Here is an 18897-nt window from a genome sequence, read left to right on the forward strand (position 1 = left end):
GGTGGTGGCGGCGGATTCAGTTCCGGCGGTGGTGGCAATTTCGGCGGCGGCGGCGCGTCGGGAGACTGGTGAACCTCATGGCAACTGCAGACCCCACGCTCTTCTCGAAGCTGGGCCGCATCTGGCGGCATCGCTGGACCGACGAAGCCGCGGTGCGCCGCGTGCTGCCGGCCGACGCGATGCAGCGCCTGGCCGGCCGCGTGGCCGCGAGCGAACGCCGCCACAGCGGCGAGATCCGCATCTGCGTCGAGGCCGGCCTGCCGATGTCCTACCTGTGGCGCCACGCGCCGCCCCGGGAACGCGCCGTGACGCTGTTCGGCAAGCTGCGCGTGTGGGACACCGCGCACAACAACGGCGTGCTGATCTACCTGCTGCTGGCCGAGCACGCCATCGAGATCGTGGCCGACCGCGGCATCGACGCGCATGTGGACAGCGCCGAATGGGCCGCGATGACGCAGCGCATGGGCACGGCCTTCCGCGAAGGCCGCTTCGAGGACGGCATCACGCTGGCGCTGGAAGAGGTGTCGGCGCTACTGATGACCCACTTCCCGCTGGCCGAGAACCAGCCCGACACCAACGAGCTGCCCGACGCGCCTGTGGTGCTCTGAGGCCCGGCGCCCTCGGCGCCTGCGCCTTGCAATCCGCGCACGCGGCCCCTATTTTTCGGACATGACCGAATCCGAATCGCTGCACATCGTCTGCCCGCACTGCCACACGACCAACCGCGTGCGCACGGCGCAACTGGGCAGCGCGCCCGACTGCGGCAGCTGCCACCGCCCGCTGTTCACCGGCCACTCCACCGCACTGCCCGACGTGGCCACCTTCGATCGCCACATCGCGCGCAACGAGATCCCGGTGCTGGTCGATTTCTGGGCGCCCTGGTGCGGCCCGTGCCGCCAGATGGCGCCAGCCTACGAGCAGGCGGCGGCCCAGCTCGAACCGCAGGTGCGGCTGGCCAAGGTCGACACCGAGGCGATGCAGGCGCTGGGCGCGCGCTTCAACATCCGCAGCATCCCGACGCTGGCGCTGTTCAAGGGCGGCCGCGAGGTCGCGCGGCAGGCCGGCGCGATGGGCGCGGCCGACATCGTGCGCTGGGTCAAGGCGAACGGCGCGGGCTGATCCGACCGCCGGCCGCACTCACTTGCGCGGCGGCATCTTCGCCATCGCGTCGAGCATGTTCATCTTCATGCCGTTGCCCATGACCATGTCGCCCGGCTTCTGGCCCGGCTTGCAGGGGCCGACCCACTTGGCGTCGACGACGCTCGTGCCTTCGGTGCGGCCCATCAGCGGCGGGCTGTAGGTCGACTTGCTTTCGACGCGGTAGGCGCTGCTGAAGTCGCCGCTCATCACGGCACGCGAGGTCGCGGTGGTCGGGCCGATCTTGCAGACCGAGTCGATGACCAGCTTCACACCTTCGAGGCGCAGGTCCTGCTTGGCGCACATGTCCTTGCCCATGCCCTGGCCCATCTCGCGCATCGCCTTGTCGGTGGCCGCGTCGATGCACTGCTGGATCGTCTGTCCCGGCGCCTTGGCCGTGGCCGCGCCGCCCTCGCCGGTCTGGATTTCCCACAGGCCCGGCTTGCGCGCCGGGTAGTCGATGGCCAGCGCGGGGCCGGCGAGAAGACAGGCGGCGGCAGCGAGGGAGAGCAGGCGGAAGGTCATGGCGGGCTCGGTGGACGGCGATGCCGCTTTGTACCGTCGGCGCCCGCGCGGCGGAATACCGCGATCGGTCTACGCCGCCCGCGCCGCGACAGGTGCCAGGGCGGCCGAGGGCCGCTCGCGCAACGCGAAGCCCAGCGCCAGGCCCAGCCCGAGGCCGCCCAGCACGTCGATCAGCACATGCTGGCGCACCGCCATCGTCGAGTACACGATGGCCACCGCCCACGCGAGGTTGAACAGCCGCAGCCAGCCCGGCGCGCCGGCTTCGCGCAGTTGCCGTGCCAGCACCATGCAGGCGAACACCGAGAACGACACATGCAGCGATGGAAAGGCGTTGCCCGCCGCATCGAAGGTCTTGAGGAAGTGCAGCGACGAGCCCGGCGCCGCATCGATCGCGAAGTTCGGGATCGCCGTCGGCATCCACCAGAACACGGCCAATGCGATCGCTGTCATCACCGCGCAGCCGATGGCGATGGTGTTCAGCTCGCGCCGGTCCTTCGCCAGCAGCACCGGCAGCGCGATGTAGGCCCACAGCGTGAGGTACACCGGCAGCATCGCCGGCCAGAATGCGATCAGCCGGTCGACGGTCGTGAGCGGCAGCACCCACGCCGGCCCGGCATGGTGCATGACCCAGAAGTACAGCGGAAAGAAGCCCAGCGTGGCGACGGTGTTGCCGGCCAGCTTGAGCAGCCACAGCGTCCGGCAGCGCTGCCAGAGGGCGCGCGGCCATGAAGGCTGAGGCGAAGGGGCGTCGAAAGAAGAAGGAGAGTGCGTCATGGCGGCCGCTGGTGCCGCGGCCTCGCCTCGTTTCAACGAGGCCCGTGCGCGGCTACCAGGGCGTCCACTTTAATTCGCTTCCAGCCGACGCCACCGTGCGCTCGATGAAGCGCACGCCGCGCGCCCCGTCTTCCACGCGCGGATAGTCCGCCGCCAGCGGATCGGCCACCTGCCCCGCGAGCCGCGCGCGGATGTCCGCCGCCACGCCCGCATAGACATTCGCGAACGCCTCGATGAAGCCTTCGGGATGACCGGCAGGCAGGCGGCTCGCGCGCCGCGCCGACTCGCACAGCCAGGGCGCGCCGCGCGTGAGCACGCGCCGGGGCCCGTCGTGCGGCAGGTGCACGAGCTGGCTCGGCTGCTCCTGGCGCCATTCGAGCGTGCCCAGCGTGCCGGAGACGCGCAGGCGCAGGTCGTTCTCCAGCCCGGTGTTGATCTGCGAGGCCACCAGCACGCCGCGCGCACCGCCCTGGAAGCGCAGCAGCAGGCTGCCGTCGTCGTCGAGCAGGCGGCCCGGCACCAGCGCGCCGAGGTCGGCGCACAGGCTCTCGATCTCCAGGCCGGTGACGGTGGCCACGAGGTTCTCGGCATGCGAGCCGATGTCGCCGATGGCGCCCGCCGCGCCGCTGCGCGCGGGGTCGGTGCGCCAGTCGGCCTGCTTGTTGCCGCCCGCGGCTTCCACGTGGCTGGCGAGCCAGCCCTGGTTGTATTCGACGACGACCTTGCGGACCTCGCCGATCTGGCCCGTGCGCACCATCTCGCGCGCCTGCCGCACCATCGGGTAGCCGGTGTAGTTGTAGGTCACGCCGAACACCGTGCCCTGCTTCGCCATGGTGGCGACCAGCGCATCGGCCTGCGCGCGCGTGTGCACCAGCGGCTTGTCGCACACCACATGGAAGCCCGCCTCGGCGAAGGCCTGCGCCACCGGGTAGTGCACGTGGTTGGGCGTGACGATCGAGACGAAGTCGATGCGCTCATCGGCCGGGCGCTTCAGCTCGTCGGCCAGCAGCGCCTGCCAGTCGCCGTGGTTGCGGTCGTCGGCCAGGCCGAGGTCGCGGCCCGAGGCGCGCGCCTTGTCCGGGCTCGACGACAGCGCGCCGGCGACCAGCGCGATCTGGCCGTCGAGCGCCATGGCCTTGCGGTGCACGGCGCCGATGAAGGCGTCGCGACCGCCGCCGACCATGGCGCAGCGCAGGGGACGTGAAGCGATCTCGGTCACCTTAGAACGGCGAATTGGGATGGTAGAAATCCTTGGCGTTTTCTTTGGTGATCAACACCGACGGAATGATCGTGGTCGCCGGCAGCTTCTCGCCCTTCAGGCGTGCCTCGGCCGTGAGCTTGATCGCGTCGTAGATGAACTTGGGCGAGTAGCTCACGTCGGCCGTGATGCGCTTGTCCTTGCCGTCCATGATGGTCTTGACCATGTCCTTGGCGCCGGCGCCGCCGAACACGATCTTGATGTCGTCGCGCTTGGCCTGCGAGATGGCCTTGAGCACGCCCACGGCCATGTCGTCGTCGGCGGCCCAGATGGCGTCGATGCTCTTGAAGCGCGTCAGGTAATCCTGCGTGACCTTGAAGGCGTCGTCGCGGTTCCAGTTGGCATACTTGGCATCGAGCAGCTTGATGTCGGGGCTGCCCTTGAGCACCGCGTTGAAGGCGTCCATGCGCTCGTTGTCGAGCGTGGTCGCGATGCCGCGCAGCGCCACCACATTGCCCTTGCCGCCGAGCTGCTTGACGATGTACTCGGCCGGGATCTTGCCGAAGGCCGTGTTGTCGCCGGCCACGTACGCGTCCTGCGCGCTGGTGTCGGTCAGGCCGCGGTCGACCACGGTGACGTACGCGCCCTTGGCCTTGACCTGCGCGACCGGCTTGGTAAGCGCCGCCGATTCGAACGGGAACACGACGAGTGCGTTGATCTTGGTGACCGTCGACAGGTCTTGCAGCTGGTTGGCCTGCTCGGGCGCGTTGGCTGCGGTCTTGATCGTGATCTTCAGGTCCTTGTGCTGCTTCTCGAGGTCCTTCTTCGCCTGGTTGGCCCAGTAGTTGATGCCGCCCATGAAGCTGTGCGTGGCCGCGGGAATCGACACGCCGAGGTTGACCTTGTCCGCGGCAAGCGCGGGCAGGCTGGCGGCGAACGCTGCGGTGGCAACCGCCGTGAGCGCGAGGCGTCGGGTGAAAGTCGTCATGCTGGATGTCTCCTTTTTGGTGGTGGAACGGAACGAACGAACAACGAAAAACTAGCGGCGTCCACGCTGCAGGAACGCGACGACGATGATCACGAAGCCCTGGACGGCTGCGTTGAGGTACACGCTGATGATGCTGGTGAGGTTCAGGATGTTGCTGATGACCGAGAGCAGGATCGCGCCCACCACCGTGCCGGTGATGCTGCCCGCGCCGCCCTTCAACGCGGTGCCGCCGACGATCACCGCGGCAATGGCTTCGAGCTCCCACAGCAGGCCGGTGGTCGGCGAGGCCGAGCCCAGGCGCGGCACGTACAACAGCGTCGCAATGCCCACGCACACACCGAGCAGCACGTAGGTGAGGATCTTCACGCGGTCGACGTCCACGGCCGCGTAGCGCGCCACCTGCTCGTTGGAACCGATGGCCTGCACGTAACGCCCATAGGCGGTGCGGTTCAGGATGACGCCGCCGATGACCGCGACGATCACGAACACCCACACCGGCACGGGGATGCCCGCGAGGCTCGCGTAGTACACGGGCGCGTAGAGATCGGACAGCTCGTTGTCGAGCGTGAGCGCGCCGCCGTCGGCAAAGTACGTGAGGTACGCGCGGAAGATGCCCAGCGTGCCCAGCGTCACGATGAAGGGCTCGATGCGCCCCTTGGTGATGAGCAGGCCGTGCGCCAGGCCGAACAGCGCGCCGAGCACCACGGCGAGCACCGCGCCCATCATCACCGCCATCAGCGGCGAGCCCGAGGCCGGGCCGGCCCAGTTGATGAACATGATCACGCTGCCCGCGATGAGCGCGGCCATCGAGCCCACCGACAGGTCGATGCCGCCCGAGATGATCACGAAGCACATGCCCACCGCGATGATGCCGATGAAGGCGGTGCGCGTGAGCACGTTCATCGCGTTGTCGACGGTGGCGAAGTCGCCGTTGAGCAGCGTGCCCGCGATGCACAGCAGCACGAGGCCGATGACCGGGCCGAGGCCGTGCAGGCGCTCGGTCCAGCGCGGCGTGCCTTCGCTGCGGTGTGGCTGCTGCTGCGGCTGCTGAGCGGCGTCAGGCTGCGTGGGTGTCTGCGGTTCCGGTGGCATGAGCGATGAGCTCCTCTTCAGTCAGGTGGGTCGCGTCCAGCGTGGCAACGAGCCGGCCCGCGCGCATCACCGCGACGCGGTGGCACAGGCCAATCAGTTCCATCAGCTCGGACGAGACGACGATCACCGCGAGGCCTTCGCGGGCGAGTCGCTGGATCAGGAAATAGATGTCGCGCTTGGCGCCGATGTCCACGCCGCGCGTGGGCTCGTCGAGCACCACCACCTTGGGCTGCGGCTGCAGCACCTTGGCGAGCGCGAGCTTCTGCTGGTTGCCGCCCGACAGCGACGAGGCCCGCACGTCGAGCGAGCCGGTGCGGATGCCGTAGTCCTTCACCGCCTCGCCGAGCGCCGCGCGTTCCGCGTCGGGCTTCAGCCAGGGCTGCGCGTAGCGCTCCAGCGCCATCAGCGTGAGGTTCTGGCGCAGGCCGAAGTGCACGTGCAGGCCCTTGCCCTTGCGGTCTTCGCTGAGGTAGGTGAGGCCGTGTTTCGCGGCATCGCGCGGGTTGCGCCAGCCCTTGCCGTGCGGCACGGGCTCGCCGCGCATCTCGACCGTGCCGCTGGCGGGGCGCAGCCCAAGCAGGCCTTCGAAGAGTTCAGTGCGGCCCGCGCCGACGAGGCCCGCGAAGCCGAGGATCTCGCCGGGGCGCACCTCGAAGCTCGCGTCCTGCGCCCAGCCGGGCACGCTGAAATTGCGCACGCGCAGGGCGGGCTTGTCGGCGGCCACGACGAGGTCGCGCGGCGGGTACAGGTCGGCGAGCTCGCGGCCCACCATGAGATTGGCCATCTGCTGGCGCGAGACCTCGGGCGTCGGTGCGCGCGCCACGAAGCGGCCGTCGCGCATCACGATCACCTCGTCGGTGACCTGCTCCACCTCGTCGAGCTTGTGCGAGATGTAGACGATGGTCACGCCATCGGCACGCAGCTGCGCGATGAGCTTGAACAGGCGCTCGGTCTCGCCGGGCGTGAGCGTGGCGGTGGGCTCGTCCATGACGAGCAGGCGCGCGCGGCGGGCGATGGCCTTCGCGATCTCGACGAGCTGCTTCTCGGCGACGATGAGGCGGCGCACCTTGGTGCGCGGGTCGATGGCCAGGCCGACGGCGGCGAGCGCGGCGGCGGCATCGCGCTCCATCGCGGCGTCGTCGAGCAGCCAGCCTCTTTTCTTCTCGTGCCCGAGGAAGATGTTCTGCGCCACGCTGAGGTCTTCTGCGAGGTTGAACTCCTGGTGGATCAGCACGATGCCCAGCGCCTCGGCATCGCGCGAGCTCGTGAAGCTTTGCGGCTGACCGTTGATGCGCAAGGTGCCGCTGGTCAGCGACTCGTAGCCCGACAAGATCTTCATCAACGTGGATTTGCCCGCGCCGTTCTCGCCCAGCAGGCCGTACACGCGCCCCGGCGCGAGCGCAAAGCTCACGCCATGCAGCACCTGCACGGGACCGAAGGCCTTCACCACGCCGTCGAACTCGACGGCCACGCTGCCCTTGGTTTCCACGGCGTTCGTCATGGCGCCACTCCGCGGGCCTTGAGCGTTTCCTGCATCGCCAGCACGCCCGCGCCGACGAGGCCGCCCTGCGTGCCCAACGGCGTGTATTGAATCTCGAGATGTCGCGTCGACAGCGCGAGCGAGCGCTGGTACACGCTCTGGCGCACCGCAGCAAGAAACAGCGGCCCGATGCGCGTGATGCCGCCGCCGATGAACACGTGCGAGGGATTGAAGAAGTTGACGACCGACGCGAGCATCTGCCCGATCAGGCTGCCGGCGCGCTGGATGATGGCGTTGGCCGCCGGGTCGCCGCCGCGGCTGGCCTGGCCCACGTCGAAGGCATCGATGCGCCCGCGCGTGCGCAGGCATTCGGCGAGCGTCGCGCTTTCACCGGCTTCGGCCGCCTGCATCGCCATGCGCGTGATCGCAGGGCCCGCCGCCATCGCCTCGACGCAACCCAGGTTGCCGCAATGGCAGCGCGGGCCTTCCTGGTCGACGCAGATGTGACCCACGTCGCCGGCCGAGCCGGCCGCGCCGCGGTACACCTCGCCGTGGCAGACGATGCCGCAGCCGATGCCGGTGCCGATCTTGATGACGAGGAAATTGGAGAGCGAGCGCCGCAGCCGCCACAGCTCGCCGAGCGCCATCAGGTTGACGTCGTTGTCGACGAACACCGGCGCCGCGTAGTCTTCGCGCAGGTAGTCGCGGATCGAGAAGCTGTCCCAGGCCGGCATGAGCGGCGGGTTCACGAGCTGGCCGATCTCGAAGTTGACGGGGCCGGGCACGCCGATGCCGATGCCCAGCACGTTCCGTGGGCCCTGCCCGCAGCGGGCCAGCAGTTCGCGCATCAGCACCCGCACGCGCGCCAGCACCACGGCCGGGCCTTCGCGCACGTCGGCCGCTTCTTCGTGCTGGGCCAGCACCGTGAGGTCGGGGCGCAGCACTGCAACGTCCAGGCTGGTGGCGCCGATGTCGATGCCGACGAGCACGCCGAGTTCGGCATTGAGCTGGAGGTTTTCGGCGCGGCGACCGCCCGAGGAGCGCTGCAGGCCGGCCTCGGCCAGCAGGCCCTGGTCGACCAGGCCGGCGATGAGTGCGTTGGCCTTGCTCTTGGAGAAGCCCAGTTGCTCGGCCATGGCATGGCGCGAGCCGCCGGCCGACCAGAAGGTCGATTCCAGCAACCGCATTTCGTCGGTCGTGATGCCGCTCCAGGGTGCCACGCGTGTTGTCTCCGCTCTTCTTGTAGGAAAGGCGCCGGTCAAAAAAAGCACCGGTCGCCGGGCGAAGGCGAATACTAGGAGGGCATCTTCAGCCGGGCAAGGCTGAACTTCGACCTATTTCAGACCGAATTCACCTTCGTCCTGGCTCGGGCGGACGAAAAAAAGCCGCCCGGAGGCGGCTTTCTCTTGGCTTCTGCCCGAGGGCAGCGGCTTTGATTACTTCTTTTGGCGGTACTTGCGCAGCGCAGCGATCTGCGCAGCCATCACGGCCAGTTCCGACTGCGCCATCGCGATGTCGATATCGCTCTTCGCGTTCTTCAGCGCTTCCTCGGCGGCCGCCTTGGCGTGGTTGGCCTTCTCGTCGTCGAGGTCCTTGCCGCGGATCGCGGTGTCGGACAGCACGGTGACGGCGTCGGGCTGCACTTCGAGAATGCCGCCGGCCACGAAGACGAACTCTTCGCCGCCGTCGGCCGTTTCGATGCGCACGGCACCCGGGCGGATGCGCGTGATCAGTGGCGTGTGACGCGGATAGATGCCGAGCTCACCGGCTTCACCGGGCAGCGCGACGAACGTGGCTTCGCCCGAGAAGATCGACTCTTCCGCGCTGACCACATCGACGTGAATGGTGTTGGCCATCTGAGTTCCTATGCCGCCTTAGGCGACCTTCTTGGCTTTTTCGAACGCTTCGTCGATGGTGCCGACCATGTAGAACGCTTGTTCCGGCAGGTGGTCGGCTTCGCCGTTCACGATCATCTTGAAGCCGCGGATGGTTTCCGACAGCGGCACGTACTTGCCCGGCGAACCCGTGAACACTTCGGCCACGTGGAACGGCTGCGACAGGAAACGCTGGATCTTGCGGGCGCGGGCCACGGCGAGCTTGTCGTCGGGCGCCAGTTCGTCCATGCCCAGAATCGCGATGATGTCGCGCAGTTCCTTGTAGCGCTGCAGCGTGCCTTGCACGGCGCGGGCCACGTTGTAGTGCTCTTCGCCGACCACGTTCGGGTCGAGCTGGCGCGAGGTCGAGTCCAGCGGGTCCACGGCGGGGTAGATACCGAGCGAAGCGATGTCACGCGACAGCACCACGGTCGAGTCCAAGTGGGCGAAGGTGGTGGCGGGCGACGGGTCGGTCAAGTCGTCGGCAGGGACGTACACGGCCTGGATCGAGGTGATCGAGCCGACCTTGGTCGACGTGATCCGCTCTTGCAGACGGCCCATTTCCTCGGCCAGCGTCGGCTGGTAGCCCACGGCGGAAGGCATACGGCCCAGCAGTGCCGACACTTCGGTACCGGCCAGCGTGTAGCGGTAGATGTTGTCCACGAAGAACAGCACGTCACGGCCTTCGTCGCGGAACGACTCGGCGATGGTCAGGCCGGTCAGGGCCACGCGCAGACGGTTGCCCGGGGGCTCGTTCATCTGGCCGTAGACCATGGCGACCTTGGAGTCTTCGAGCTTCTCGAGGTTCACGACGCCGGAGTCGGCCATCTCGTGATAGAAGTCGTTGCCTTCACGGGTACGTTCACCCACACCAGCGAACACCGACAGACCCGAGTGAGCCTTGGCGATGTTGTTGATGAGTTCCATCATGTTCACGGTCTTGCCCACGCCGGCACCACCGAACAGGCCCACCTTGCCGCCCTTGGCGAACGGGCACACCAGGTCGATCACCTTGATGCCGGTTTCCAGCAGGTCTTGCGACGGCGACAGTTCGTCGTACGCGGGAGCCTTGCGGTGGATGGAGGCGGTCAGCGTCTGGTCGACCGGACCGCGCTCGTCGATGGGCGCGCCCAGCACGTCCATGATGCGGCCCAGCGTCGCCTTGCCCACGGGCACGGTGATGGGGGCTTGCGTGTTGGTCACGATCAGGCCGCGGCGCAGGCCGTCGGAAGAACCCAGCGCAATCGTGCGGACCACGCCGTCGCCGAGCTGCTGCTGGACTTCGAGCGTCAGTGCGCTGCCTTCGAACTTGAGGGCGTCGTAGATCTTGGGCATCTTGTCGCGCGGGAATTCCACGTCGACCACAGCGCCAATACACTGAACGATCTTGCCTTGAACTGCTTCTGCTTGAGCCATGTCTGCTCCGATAAAAATTTAAATCTGTTGAGGTCCGAAGGGCTCAGACACCGGCGGCCGCCGCAGCGCCCGAAACGATTTCCGAGAGCTCCTTGGTGATGCCGGCCTGGCGGGTCTTGTTGTAGACCAGCTTCAGCTCGCTGATCACGTTGCCTGCGTTGTCGGTGGCAGCCTTCATGGCCACCATCCGCGCCGAATGCTCGGACGCCATGTTTTCTGCCACGCCCTGGTAGACCAGCGACTCCACATAGCGGACCAGCAGCTCGTCGATCACGCTTTGCGCATCGGGCTCGTAGATGTAGTCCCACGAGTGCTGGCCTTCCTCGACTTGCAGCGAGTCAGCGGCCAGCGGCAGCAGCTGCTCGACGAGCGGCTCCTGCTTGATCGTGTTGATGAACTTCGTGTAGCACAGGTACACGGCCGAGAGCTTGCCTTCCGCGTAAGCGTCCAGCAGCGTCTTGACCGGGCCGATGAGCTTGTCCAGATGCGGCGTGTCACCCAGGTGGGTGACGTGCGCCACCACGCGGGCACCGATGCGGTTCAGGAAGCCCAGGCCCTTGCTGCCGATGGCGACCGACTCGATCGCCACGCCGGCCGACTGCGCTTCGCGCAGCTTGGCCGTCACGGCGCGCAGCAGGTTGGTGTTCAAGCCACCGCACAGGCCCTTGTCGCTCGTCACGATGATGAAGCCGATCGCCTTGGCGTCGTTCTTCTTCATGAAGGCGTGCGTGTACTCGGGATTCGCCTTGCCAAGGTTCGCCGCGATGTTGCGGATCTTCTCGCTGTAGGGGCGTGCGGCACGCATGCGCTCTTGCGCCTTGCGCATCTTGGAAACCGAGACCATTTCCATGGCCTTGGTGATCTTCTTGGTGTTCTCCACCGATTTGATCTTGCCGCGGATTTCCTTACCAGCTGCCATATGAGCTCCTTCTTGCGTCGGTCAAAAGGTCGCTCAGGCGAACGACTTCTTGAACGAGGTGGCTGCTGCCAGCAGTTCGGCTTCGGCGTCCTGGCACACCTTCTTGAAGGCCTGCTTTTCCGCGCTGTCGTCCGGCTTGGCCGGCTTGACGTCCCACTTGGCACCATGCTTTTCCATGGTTTCGAGCAGGGCGGCGTGGCTCGTCTTCAGCAGCTGGTGGAAGCCGTGTTCGAACGGGAGCACCTTCTTGACGTCGATGTCGTCCATGAAGCCCTTGTTCACTGCGAACAGCGTGGCATTCATCAGCGAGATCGGCAGCGGGCTGTACTGGGTCTGCTTGAGCAGTTCCGTCACGCGCGCACCGCGGTCGAGTTGCTTGCGGGTCGCTTCGTCGAGGTCGGAAGCGAACTGCGCGAACGCGGCCAGTTCACGGTACTGGGCCAGGTCGGTACGGATACCGCCCGACTGGTTCTTGATCAGGTTGGTCTGCGCCGACGAACCCACGCGCGACACCGAGATACCGGCGTTGATGGCGGGACGGATGCCGGCGTTGAACAGGCTGGTTTCCAGGAAGATCTGGCCGTCGGTGATCGAGATCACGTTGGTCGGAACGAAGGCGGACACGTCGCCGGCTTGCGTTTCGATGATCGGCAGTGCGGTCAGCGAACCGGTCTTGCCCTTGACTTCACCCTTGGTGAAGGCTTCGACGTAGTCGGCGTTCACGCGGGCTGCGCGCTCGAGCAGACGGCTGTGGAGATAGAACACGTCGCCGGGGTAGGCTTCGCGGCCTGGCGGGCGGCGCAGCAGCAGCGACACCTGACGGTAGGCCACGGCTTGCTTGGACAGGTCGTCATAGACGATCAGGGCGTCCTGGCCGCGGTCGCGGAAGTACTCGCCCATCGTGCAGCCCGAGTAGGCCGACACGTACTGCATGGCAGCCGATTCGGAAGCCGATGCGGCCACCACGATGGTGTAGTCCATCGCGCCGGCTTGTTCCAGCGAGCGCACCACGTTCTTGATCGACGAAGCCTTCTGGCCGATCGCAACGTAGACGCAGGTCATGTTCTGACCCTTCTGGTTGATGATCGCGTCGATCGCCACGGCCGTCTTGCCGGTCTGGCGGTCGCCGATGATCAGCTCGCGCTGGCCACGGCCGACGGGCACCATCGAGTCGATCGACTTCAGGCCGGTCTGCATCGGCTGGTCGACGGACTTCCGTGCGATCACGCCGGGAGCGACCTTTTCGATCACGTCGGTCATCTTGGCGTTGATCGGACCCTTGCCGTCGATCGGCTGGCCCAGTGCATTCACCACGCGGCCGATGAGCTCGGGGCCCACGGGCACTTCCAGGATGCGGCCCGTGCACTTGACGGTGTCGCCTTCGGAGATGTGCTCGTACTCGCCCAGAATCACGGCGCCGACCGAGTCGCGCTCGAGGTTCAGCGCCAGGCCGAACGACGGCGTGCCGTCAGCCGTGGGCGGGAATTCCAGCATTTCGCCTTGCATCGCGTCCGACAGGCCGTGCACGCGCACGATGCCGTCGGTCACCGAGACCACGGTGCCCTGGTTGCGGATGTCGGCGCTGACGCCAAGGCCTTCGATGCGGCTCTTGATCAGTTCGGAAATTTCTGCGGGATTGAGTTGCATGACTCTTTCCTTCTTTCAATAAATAGGGCCAACCGCGGCTCGCCGCCTCAGGCGGTGAGCGCTGCTTTCATTTGTTCGAGACGCGCCTTGACGGAGGTGTCGAGGACTTCGTCCCCCACCACCACACGGATGCCGCCGATCAGCGAAGGATCGGATTCCACACGCGTGTTCAGCGGGCGACCGAAACGGCGCTGCAGTGCCACGGCGACCTCGGCGAGACTCGCCGCGTCGATCGGGAAGGCGCTGTAGATCACCGCGTCGGCCGTGCCGCCCTTGGCGTTCTTGAGCTCGCGGTATTGGGCCGCGACTTCAGGCAATGCAGCAAGCCGGCCGTTGTCGATCACCGTGCGCAGGAAGTTCTTGCCGGTGTCCGGCAAGGCTTGCGGCAGCAGACCGGAGATCAGATCGAAGATCTGTTCCGGCGACACCTTCGGGTCGGCAGCGAACTGCAGGAGCTGCGGATCGGCAGTGATGGCGGCCAGCTGGCCGATCCATCCGGCCGTGCCTTCGAGGTCGCTCGAAGTAGCCCCGAAGAGCGCGTCCGCGTAGGGGCGGGCAATGGTCGCAAGTTCGGCCATATCGTCCTCAGAGCTCGGTCTTCAGGCGCTGGAGCAGGTCGGCGTGGACACCGGCGTTGACTTCCTTGCGGAGAATCTGCTCGGCACCCTTGACGGCCAGCGCAGCAACCTGCTCACGCAGGGCTTCACGGGCACGCACGGACTGCTGTTCGGCTTCGGCGTGCGCGTCGGCCACGATCTTGTTGGCCTCCACCGTTGCACGGCCCTTGGCCTCTTCGATGATCTGCTGGGCGCGGCGCTCGGCATCGGCCAGGCGGCTGGTGGTCTCGTTGCGAGACTGAACCAGTTCCTGCTCGACGCGCTGGTTGGCGGAAGCGAGTTCAGCCTTGGCCTTCTCGGCGGCCGCCAGGCCCGCAGCGATCTTTTGTGCGCGTTCATCCAAAGCCTTCGCGATGGGCGGCCACACGAATTTCATCGTGAACAGCACCAGCAGCAGGAAGACGATGGCCTGAACGAACAGGGTCGCGTTGATACTCACGGCAACACCTTTCTGGAGTGGCGTTGAACCGGCTTACTTGGGCAAGTTGGCCAGCAGGGTCGCGGCGAACGGGTTGGCGAAGGCGAACAGCAGGGCGATGGCCACGCCGATCAGGAAGGCCGCGTCGATCAGACCAGCCAAGATGAACATCTTGGTCTGCAGGTCGTTCATGAGCTCAGGTTGACGGGCCGACGATTCCAGGAACTTGCCACCCATCAGCGCGATGCCGATGGAAGCACCGATGGCGCCGAGACCGACGATCAGACCACAAGCGAGAGCGACGAGACCGAGAATGTTTTCCATGATGACTCCTTAGAACAGATTTAAAGCAAACGAAAAGAAAAAGGGAAACTCAATGCGCCTCATGCGCCTGGCCCAGATAGATCAGGGTCAGCATCATGAAGATGAAAGCCTGCAGCGTGATCACCAGGATGTGGAAGATCGCCCAGACAGTGCCGGCAATGATGTGCCCGATGGGCAGCAACACACCGGAGAACGAGGCCGCCATGGCACCGCCCATGAGGGCGATGAGCATGAAGACGAGCTCGCCCGCATACATGTTGCCGAACAACCGCATGCCGTGCGAGACCGTCTTGGCCAGGTACTCGATGACCTGCATCAGCAGGTTGACGGGCCACAGCAGAGGGTGGGCACCGAAGGGCGCGGTGATCAGCTCGTGGCCCCAGCCGCCCAGGCCCTTGACCTTGACGCTGTAGAAGAGGCACAGGAGCAGCACGGAAGTCGAAAGACCGAGCGTGGTCGAGAGGTCTGCGGTCGGCACGGCACGCATGTAGGCGTGGTGCGGATCGTGGCCCAGCGCCGAGTAGACCTGGGTCCAGATGGCCGGCAGCAGGTCGACCGGCAGCATGTCCATCGCGTTCAGCAGGAAGATCCAGACGAACACGGTGAGCGCCAGCGGGGCGATGAACTTGCGGCTGGCGGCGTTGTGCACATTGGCCTTGGCCTGGTTGTCGACCATCTCGACCAGGATCTCGACCGCCGCCTGGAAACGGCCGGGCACGCCGGGCGTTGCCTTGCGGGCAGCCAGCCACAGCACGAAGCAGCCCAATGCGCCGATGATCAGCGCGTAGAGCACCGAGTCGAGGTTGATGACGTTGAAGTCAACAATGGCGGATTGAACGACGGGCTTGAGGCTCCAGTCGACTTGCCAGTGCTGGAGGTGGTGAACGATGTATTCACTCGCGGTCGGGGCGTGTCCTTCGGCGGCCATCTTTCAGCGTCTCTCTTCCAAAACAGTCAAATCCGGTTCAAAAATTTGGGCCGCACCAGCAGTGCCACCCAGTACATCTTCATGGCGACCACCACGCCAGCCACCATGGCCAGCCAGACGAGCCCCCCGATCAGCCACGGCGCCGCGGCCAGCAAGGCAACGGTCAGCGCGATCTTGATCATCTCCCACACAAAAAACCTCAACATGACAGCCTGCGACGGCATGCCCGGTTTGCGCCGGACACCGCGGACAAACAAGGCCGCGGGGATCGCTACTGTCATGGCTCCGTAAAACGCCGAGATTGCAGCCTCGGATCGCGCCGTCCAGATCCACGCCAGGCAAGCTACCACCACGCCTGCAGCCACTTGGGCTGCGATCACCCACCAGGGTGACAGCTCGGGGTTTTGCTCGCGCAACTTCTGGGCCTCTTCGGCCGTCAGTGGCTTGAAATCGGATTCTTCGGCGTCAACCTCAGGGACAGGGGCGTTGGTTGTCATTCGAATGCACCCCGTGTTTGTCCCCGGAGAATTTTACAAAGCCATTGATTATAAGTAAAACCTAGCGGGGTCCCGCCATAACGTGACACTTCGTCGACAGTTCTGCACCGAGTGTGGCGTCCGCCCATAATTTGCGGATGCAAGACATCACCTCGGCACTGCCCGACACGCCGTGCTTTCTCAACGGCGAATTCACCCCTCTGCGCGACGCGAAGATCAGCGTTCTCGACCGCGGCTTCATCTTCGGCGACGGCATCTACGAAGTGATCCCCGTCTACTTCGGCGTGCCCTTCTGCTTCGATGAACACATCGCGCGCCTCGAGCGCTCGCTGGCCGAGCTGCAGATCGACAACCCCTACACCCGCGACGAATGGCGCGCCATCGCCACGCGGCTTGCCGCGCCGCAGGGCAAGGCACCGCAGGCGATCTACTTCCAGGTCTCGCGCGGCGTGGCACCACGCGACCACGTCATGGTGCGCGGCCTGCGCCCCACCGTGTTCGCGATGGTGAACCCCCTGCCGCCGGTGGCCGATGCGGTGCGCGCCAAGGGCGTGGCCTGCGTCACGGCCGATGACTTCCGCTGGCAGAAGGCCCACATCAAGAGCACCAGCCTGCTGGGCGCAGTGCTCGCGCGGCAGATCAGCGTCGAGGCCGGCGCCACCGAGACCGTGATGTTCCGCGGCGAATGGCTCAGCGAGGCCTCGTCGAGCAACGTGTGGATCGTGAAGGACGGCACGCTCATCGGCCCACCCAAGGACAACCTCGTGCTGACCGGCATCCGCTACGGCCTGCTCGAGCGCCTGTGCCAGGACAGCGGCATTCCCTTCGCGCTGCGGCGCGTGTCGCGCGACGAGGTGTTCGGCGCCGACGAGCTGCTGCTGTCCTCGGCCACCAAGGAAGTGTTGCCCGTTGTCACACTCGATGGCCAGGCCATTGGCAATGGCCATCCCGGCCCCATCTACCAGAGCTTGTATGCCGCCTACCAACAGGCCAAGCAACGCAACGCCGACGCGCCAGGAGCCACCGCATGACCGACACAACGACCCCTACCGACACCGCATCGATCCCCGATCCGCGCAAGGAATCGCTGATCGAGTACCCCTCGCAGTTCCCCATCAAGGTGATGGGCGCGAAGGTCGACGGCTTCGTGCACGCCATCACGCAGATCGCCGAGCGCTTCGACCCGGCCTTCGACGCCACCACGGTCGAGCTGCGCGACAGCAAGGCCGGCAACTACCTGGGCGTGACCATCACCGTCACCGCCACCAGTCGCGAGCAGCTCGACGACCTCTACCGCGCCCTGTCCGCGCACCCGATGGTGAAAGTCGTTCTTTGACGCCCCTCGAAGCGCAGTGGCTCGGCCGGGCCGACTACCTCGCCACCTACGCGGCGATGCAGCGCTTCACGCAGGAGCGCACGCCCGAGACGCCCGACGCGCTATGGATCTGCGAGCACGACCCTGTGTTCACGCAGGGGCTGGCGGGCAAGACCGACCACATCCTGGCCCCCGGCCCGATCCCGGTCGTGCAGACCGACCGAGGCGGGCAGGTCACCTTCCACGGCCCCGGCCAGGTGGTGGCCTACCCGCTCATCGACCTGCGGCGCGCGGGCTACTACGTCAAGGAATACGTCTACCGCATCGAGGAATCGGTGCTGCGCACGCTCGCCCACTTCGGCGTGACGGGCCACCGCGTGGCGGGCGCGCCCGGCATCTACGTGCGCCTGGACGACCCGTTCTCGCACGCCGCCCTCACCGGCCCGATGCCCGGCGCCGACCCGTTCCGGGGCCTGGGCAAGATCGCCGCGCTGGGCATCAAGGTGAGCCGCCACGCCACTTACCACGGTGTGTCGCTCAATGTCGCGATGGACCTCGAACCCTTCTCGCGCATCAACCCTTGCGGCTACGCGGGGCTGCAAACGGTCGACCTTTCTACAATCGGCGTCCAAACCACATGGGAAGAAGCCGCCAAAGTGCTGAGCCAGAAGCTCGGGGCTTTCCTGGCTCCTTGACACACCAATGAGCACCACCGAAGTCGTCCGCGACGCCCAGAGCGCCGAAACCTACAACCCGCTGGCCAAGCAGAAGGCCGCGGCCAAGCTCTCGCGCATCCCCGTCAAGGTGGTGCAGACCGGCGAAGTGCTCAAGAAGCCGGAATGGATCCGCGTCAAGGCCGGCAGCCCCACCACGCGCTTCTACGAGATCAAGCAGATCCTGCGCGAAAGCAACCTGCACACGGTCTGCGAAGAAGCCTCGTGCCCGAACATCGGCGAATGCTTCGGCAACGGCACGGCCACCTTCATGATCATGGGCGACAAGTGCACGCGCCGCTGCCCGTTCTGCGACGTGGGCCATGGCCGCCCCGATCCGCTGGACAAGGACGAGCCGCTCAACCTGGCCAAGACCATCGCCAAGCTGCGCCTGAAGTACGTGGTGATCACCAGCGTCGACCGCGACGACCTGCGCGACGGCGGCAGCCAGCACTTCGTCGATTGCATCGCCAACATCCGCGAGCTCTCGCCGATGACGCAGATCGAAATCCTGGTGCCCGACTTCCGCGGCCGCGACGACCGCGCGCTGGAAATCCTCAAGGCCGCGCCGCCCGACGTGATGAACCACAACCTGGAAACCGCGCCGCGCCTGTACAAGGAAGCGCGCCCGGGCAGCGACTACCAGTTCAGCCTGAACCTGCTGAAGAAGTTCAAGGCGCTGCACCCCAACGTGCCGACCAAGAGCGGCATCATGGTCGGCCTGGGCGAAACCGACGAAGAGATCCTGCAGGTGATGCGCGACATGCGCGCCCACGACATCGACATGCTGACCATCGGCCAGTACCTGTCGCCGTCGGGCTCGCACCTGCCGGTGCGCCGCTACGTGCACCCCGACACCTTCAAGATGTTCGAGGAAGAGGCCTACAAGATGGGCTTCAGCCACGCGGCCGTGGGCGCGATGGTGCGCTCCAGCTACCACGCCGACCAGCAGGCGCACGCCGCCGGCGTCTGACGGCACCGCCCGGCCGCCCGCCCTGCGCGGGTGTCGGCGCACCCCTTTTCTCCCCCTTCTCC

At 66.3% G+C, this 18897-nt stretch carries 22 protein-coding genes; 6 read left to right on the plus strand and 16 right to left on the minus strand.

Annotation, left to right across the window (positions count from 1 at the left end; translation table 11 throughout):
* Nucleotides 1-77 precede the first annotated feature (77 nt).
* On the plus strand, nucleotides 78-608 hold the full coding sequence (locus tag AC07XP_RS17565) for a TPM domain-containing protein (RefSeq protein ID WP_495265392.1): 531 nt from the start codon (nucleotides 78-80) through the stop codon (nucleotides 606-608).
* Nucleotides 609-669: 61 nt separating this feature from the next.
* Complete coding sequence (trxC, locus tag AC07XP_RS17570; protein WP_495265393.1) at nucleotides 670-1119, plus strand: thioredoxin TrxC; 450 nt, start codon at nucleotides 670-672, stop codon at nucleotides 1117-1119.
* 18 nt (nucleotides 1120-1137) lie between these two features.
* Here the strand turns inward: trxC and AC07XP_RS17575 are convergent, their stop codons facing one another.
* From AC07XP_RS17575 to AC07XP_RS17650, 16 genes are all read right to left on the minus strand, one after another.
* A complete protein-coding gene (locus tag AC07XP_RS17575) occupies nucleotides 1138-1662 on the minus strand; it encodes a DUF3617 domain-containing protein (protein ID WP_495265394.1) in 525 nt (174 codons plus the stop codon).
* A 69-nt stretch (nucleotides 1663-1731) separates the two neighbouring features.
* Nucleotides 1732-2436 carry a phosphatase PAP2 family protein gene (locus AC07XP_RS17580; protein ID WP_495265395.1) on the minus strand — a complete coding sequence of 235 codons (705 nt, stop codon included), beginning with the start codon at nucleotides 2434-2436 and terminating at the stop codon, nucleotides 1732-1734.
* Between the two features lie 52 nt (nucleotides 2437-2488).
* Nucleotides 2489-3619: a Gfo/Idh/MocA family protein gene (locus AC07XP_RS17585; RefSeq protein WP_495265432.1), complete on the minus strand. Its 1131-nt coding sequence runs from the start codon at nucleotides 3617-3619 to the stop codon at nucleotides 2489-2491.
* A 37-nt stretch (nucleotides 3620-3656) separates the two neighbouring features.
* Nucleotides 3657-4622 carry a substrate-binding domain-containing protein gene (locus AC07XP_RS17590; protein WP_139705524.1) on the minus strand — a complete coding sequence of 322 codons (966 nt, stop codon included), beginning with the start codon at nucleotides 4620-4622 and terminating at the stop codon, nucleotides 3657-3659.
* A gap of 51 nt (nucleotides 4623-4673) precedes the next feature.
* Nucleotides 4674-5714: an ABC transporter permease gene (locus AC07XP_RS17595; RefSeq protein ID WP_495265396.1), complete on the minus strand. Its 1041-nt coding sequence runs from the start codon at nucleotides 5712-5714 to the stop codon at nucleotides 4674-4676.
* The gene (locus AC07XP_RS17600) at nucleotides 5680-7215 is read right to left on the minus strand and encodes a sugar ABC transporter ATP-binding protein (RefSeq protein WP_495265397.1); all 1536 of its coding nucleotides are present in this window, start codon (nucleotides 7213-7215) and stop codon (nucleotides 5680-5682) included. The genes AC07XP_RS17595 and AC07XP_RS17600 overlap by 35 nt, the downstream gene beginning before the upstream one ends.
* Entirely contained in the window at nucleotides 7212-8381 is a 1170-nt protein-coding gene (locus tag AC07XP_RS17605) for an ROK family protein (protein WP_139705568.1), read from the minus strand. Before AC07XP_RS17605 ends, AC07XP_RS17600 begins: the two co-directional genes overlap by 4 nt.
* Nucleotides 8382-8630: 249 nt before the next feature.
* Complete coding sequence (locus tag AC07XP_RS17610) at nucleotides 8631-9050, minus strand: F0F1 ATP synthase subunit epsilon (RefSeq protein ID WP_489062057.1); 420 nt, start codon at nucleotides 9048-9050, stop codon at nucleotides 8631-8633.
* A gap of 18 nt (nucleotides 9051-9068) precedes the next feature.
* The gene (atpD, locus tag AC07XP_RS17615; RefSeq protein WP_062480184.1) at nucleotides 9069-10484 is read right to left on the minus strand and encodes a F0F1 ATP synthase subunit beta; all 1416 of its coding nucleotides are present in this window, start codon (nucleotides 10482-10484) and stop codon (nucleotides 9069-9071) included.
* Between the two features lie 43 nt (nucleotides 10485-10527).
* Nucleotides 10528-11403: a F0F1 ATP synthase subunit gamma gene (atpG, locus tag AC07XP_RS17620; RefSeq protein WP_062480182.1), complete on the minus strand. Its 876-nt coding sequence runs from the start codon at nucleotides 11401-11403 to the stop codon at nucleotides 10528-10530.
* 33 nt (nucleotides 11404-11436) lie between these two features.
* Entirely contained in the window at nucleotides 11437-13050 is a 1614-nt protein-coding gene (gene atpA, locus AC07XP_RS17625; RefSeq protein ID WP_062480180.1) for a F0F1 ATP synthase subunit alpha, read from the minus strand.
* 47 nt (nucleotides 13051-13097) lie between these two features.
* Complete coding sequence (locus AC07XP_RS17630; protein WP_062480178.1) at nucleotides 13098-13628, minus strand: F0F1 ATP synthase subunit delta; 531 nt, start codon at nucleotides 13626-13628, stop codon at nucleotides 13098-13100.
* 7 nt (nucleotides 13629-13635) lie between these two features.
* Nucleotides 13636-14106, minus strand: a complete 471-nt coding sequence (locus AC07XP_RS17635) for a F0F1 ATP synthase subunit B (RefSeq protein WP_062480176.1) — start codon at nucleotides 14104-14106, stop codon at nucleotides 13636-13638.
* Nucleotides 14107-14139: 33 nt separating this feature from the next.
* On the minus strand, nucleotides 14140-14409 hold the full coding sequence (gene atpE / locus AC07XP_RS17640) for a F0F1 ATP synthase subunit C (protein ID WP_056576471.1): 270 nt from the start codon (nucleotides 14407-14409) through the stop codon (nucleotides 14140-14142).
* Between the two features lie 49 nt (nucleotides 14410-14458).
* Nucleotides 14459-15337: a F0F1 ATP synthase subunit A gene (gene atpB, locus AC07XP_RS17645; protein ID WP_095747009.1), complete on the minus strand. Its 879-nt coding sequence runs from the start codon at nucleotides 15335-15337 to the stop codon at nucleotides 14459-14461.
* A 26-nt stretch (nucleotides 15338-15363) separates the two neighbouring features.
* Nucleotides 15364-15834 (minus strand): ATP synthase subunit I, encoded by a 471-nt coding sequence (locus tag AC07XP_RS17650; RefSeq protein ID WP_056576477.1) that lies wholly within the window; start codon nucleotides 15832-15834, stop codon nucleotides 15364-15366.
* A 137-nt stretch (nucleotides 15835-15971) separates the two neighbouring features.
* Here AC07XP_RS17650 and AC07XP_RS17655 point away from each other — a divergent pair, with 137 nt between their 5' ends.
* From AC07XP_RS17655 to lipA, 4 genes are read left to right on the plus strand one after another with little or no spacing between them, the layout of a single operon-like run.
* The gene (locus AC07XP_RS17655) at nucleotides 15972-16865 is read left to right on the plus strand and encodes a D-amino acid aminotransferase (protein WP_495265398.1); all 894 of its coding nucleotides are present in this window, start codon (nucleotides 15972-15974) and stop codon (nucleotides 16863-16865) included.
* On the plus strand, nucleotides 16862-17170 hold the full coding sequence (locus AC07XP_RS17660; protein WP_070063793.1) for a YbeD family protein: 309 nt from the start codon (nucleotides 16862-16864) through the stop codon (nucleotides 17168-17170). The genes AC07XP_RS17655 and AC07XP_RS17660 overlap by 4 nt, the downstream gene beginning before the upstream one ends.
* Complete coding sequence (lipB, locus tag AC07XP_RS17665) at nucleotides 17167-17844, plus strand: lipoyl(octanoyl) transferase LipB (protein WP_062480168.1); 678 nt, start codon at nucleotides 17167-17169, stop codon at nucleotides 17842-17844. The genes AC07XP_RS17660 and lipB overlap by 4 nt, the downstream gene beginning before the upstream one ends.
* A 7-nt stretch (nucleotides 17845-17851) precedes the next feature.
* Nucleotides 17852-18835, plus strand: coding sequence for a lipoyl synthase (lipA, locus tag AC07XP_RS17670; RefSeq protein WP_307696703.1), 984 nt, complete (start codon nucleotides 17852-17854; stop codon nucleotides 18833-18835).
* The last annotated feature ends 62 nt before the right edge of the window (nucleotides 18836-18897 follow it).

This window comes from Variovorax sp. GW531-E2 (genome assembly GCF_059423125.1).

What these genes read in the sequence shown, in the direction of transcription:
- AC07XP_RS17565 (WP_495265392.1), top strand. Translation starts at nt 78, where the DNA reads ATGGCAACTGCAGACCCCACGCTCTTCTCGAAGCTGGGCCGCATCTGG.
- trxC (WP_495265393.1), top strand. Translation starts at nt 670, where the DNA reads ATGACCGAATCCGAATCGCTGCACATCGTCTGCCCGCACTGCCACACG.
- AC07XP_RS17575 (WP_495265394.1), bottom strand. Translation starts at nt 1,662, where the DNA reads ATGACCTTCCGCCTGCTCTCCCTCGCTGCCGCCGCCTGTCTTCTCGCC.
- AC07XP_RS17580 (WP_495265395.1), bottom strand. Translation starts at nt 2,436, where the DNA reads ATGACGCACTCTCCTTCTTCTTTCGACGCCCCTTCGCCTCAGCCTTCA.
- AC07XP_RS17585 (WP_495265432.1), bottom strand. Translation starts at nt 3,619, where the DNA reads ATGGTCGGCGGCGGTCGCGACGCCTTCATCGGCGCCGTGCACCGCAAG.
- AC07XP_RS17590 (WP_139705524.1), bottom strand. Translation starts at nt 4,622, where the DNA reads ATGACGACTTTCACCCGACGCCTCGCGCTCACGGCGGTTGCCACCGCA.
- AC07XP_RS17595 (WP_495265396.1), bottom strand. Translation starts at nt 5,714, where the DNA reads ATGCCACCGGAACCGCAGACACCCACGCAGCCTGACGCCGCTCAGCAG.
- AC07XP_RS17600 (WP_495265397.1), bottom strand. Translation starts at nt 7,215, where the DNA reads ATGACGAACGCCGTGGAAACCAAGGGCAGCGTGGCCGTCGAGTTCGAC.
- AC07XP_RS17605 (WP_139705568.1), bottom strand. Translation starts at nt 8,381, where the DNA reads ATGCGGTTGCTGGAATCGACCTTCTGGTCGGCCGGCGGCTCGCGCCAT.
- AC07XP_RS17610 (WP_489062057.1), bottom strand. Translation starts at nt 9,050, where the DNA reads ATGGCCAACACCATTCACGTCGATGTGGTCAGCGCGGAAGAGTCGATC.
- atpD (WP_062480184.1), bottom strand. Translation starts at nt 10,484, where the DNA reads ATGGCTCAAGCAGAAGCAGTTCAAGGCAAGATCGTTCAGTGTATTGGC.
- atpG (WP_062480182.1), bottom strand. Translation starts at nt 11,403, where the DNA reads ATGGCAGCTGGTAAGGAAATCCGCGGCAAGATCAAATCGGTGGAGAAC.
- atpA (WP_062480180.1), bottom strand. Translation starts at nt 13,050, where the DNA reads ATGCAACTCAATCCCGCAGAAATTTCCGAACTGATCAAGAGCCGCATC.
- AC07XP_RS17630 (WP_062480178.1), bottom strand. Translation starts at nt 13,628, where the DNA reads ATGGCCGAACTTGCGACCATTGCCCGCCCCTACGCGGACGCGCTCTTC.
- atpE (WP_056576471.1), bottom strand. Translation starts at nt 14,409, where the DNA reads ATGGAAAACATTCTCGGTCTCGTCGCTCTCGCTTGTGGTCTGATCGTC.
- atpB (WP_095747009.1), bottom strand. Translation starts at nt 15,337, where the DNA reads ATGGCCGCCGAAGGACACGCCCCGACCGCGAGTGAATACATCGTTCAC.
- AC07XP_RS17650 (WP_056576477.1), bottom strand. Translation starts at nt 15,834, where the DNA reads ATGACAACCAACGCCCCTGTCCCTGAGGTTGACGCCGAAGAATCCGAT.
- AC07XP_RS17655 (WP_495265398.1), top strand. Translation starts at nt 15,972, where the DNA reads ATGCAAGACATCACCTCGGCACTGCCCGACACGCCGTGCTTTCTCAAC.
- AC07XP_RS17660 (WP_070063793.1), top strand. Translation starts at nt 16,862, where the DNA reads ATGACCGACACAACGACCCCTACCGACACCGCATCGATCCCCGATCCG.
- lipA (WP_307696703.1), top strand. Translation starts at nt 17,852, where the DNA reads ATGAGCACCACCGAAGTCGTCCGCGACGCCCAGAGCGCCGAAACCTAC.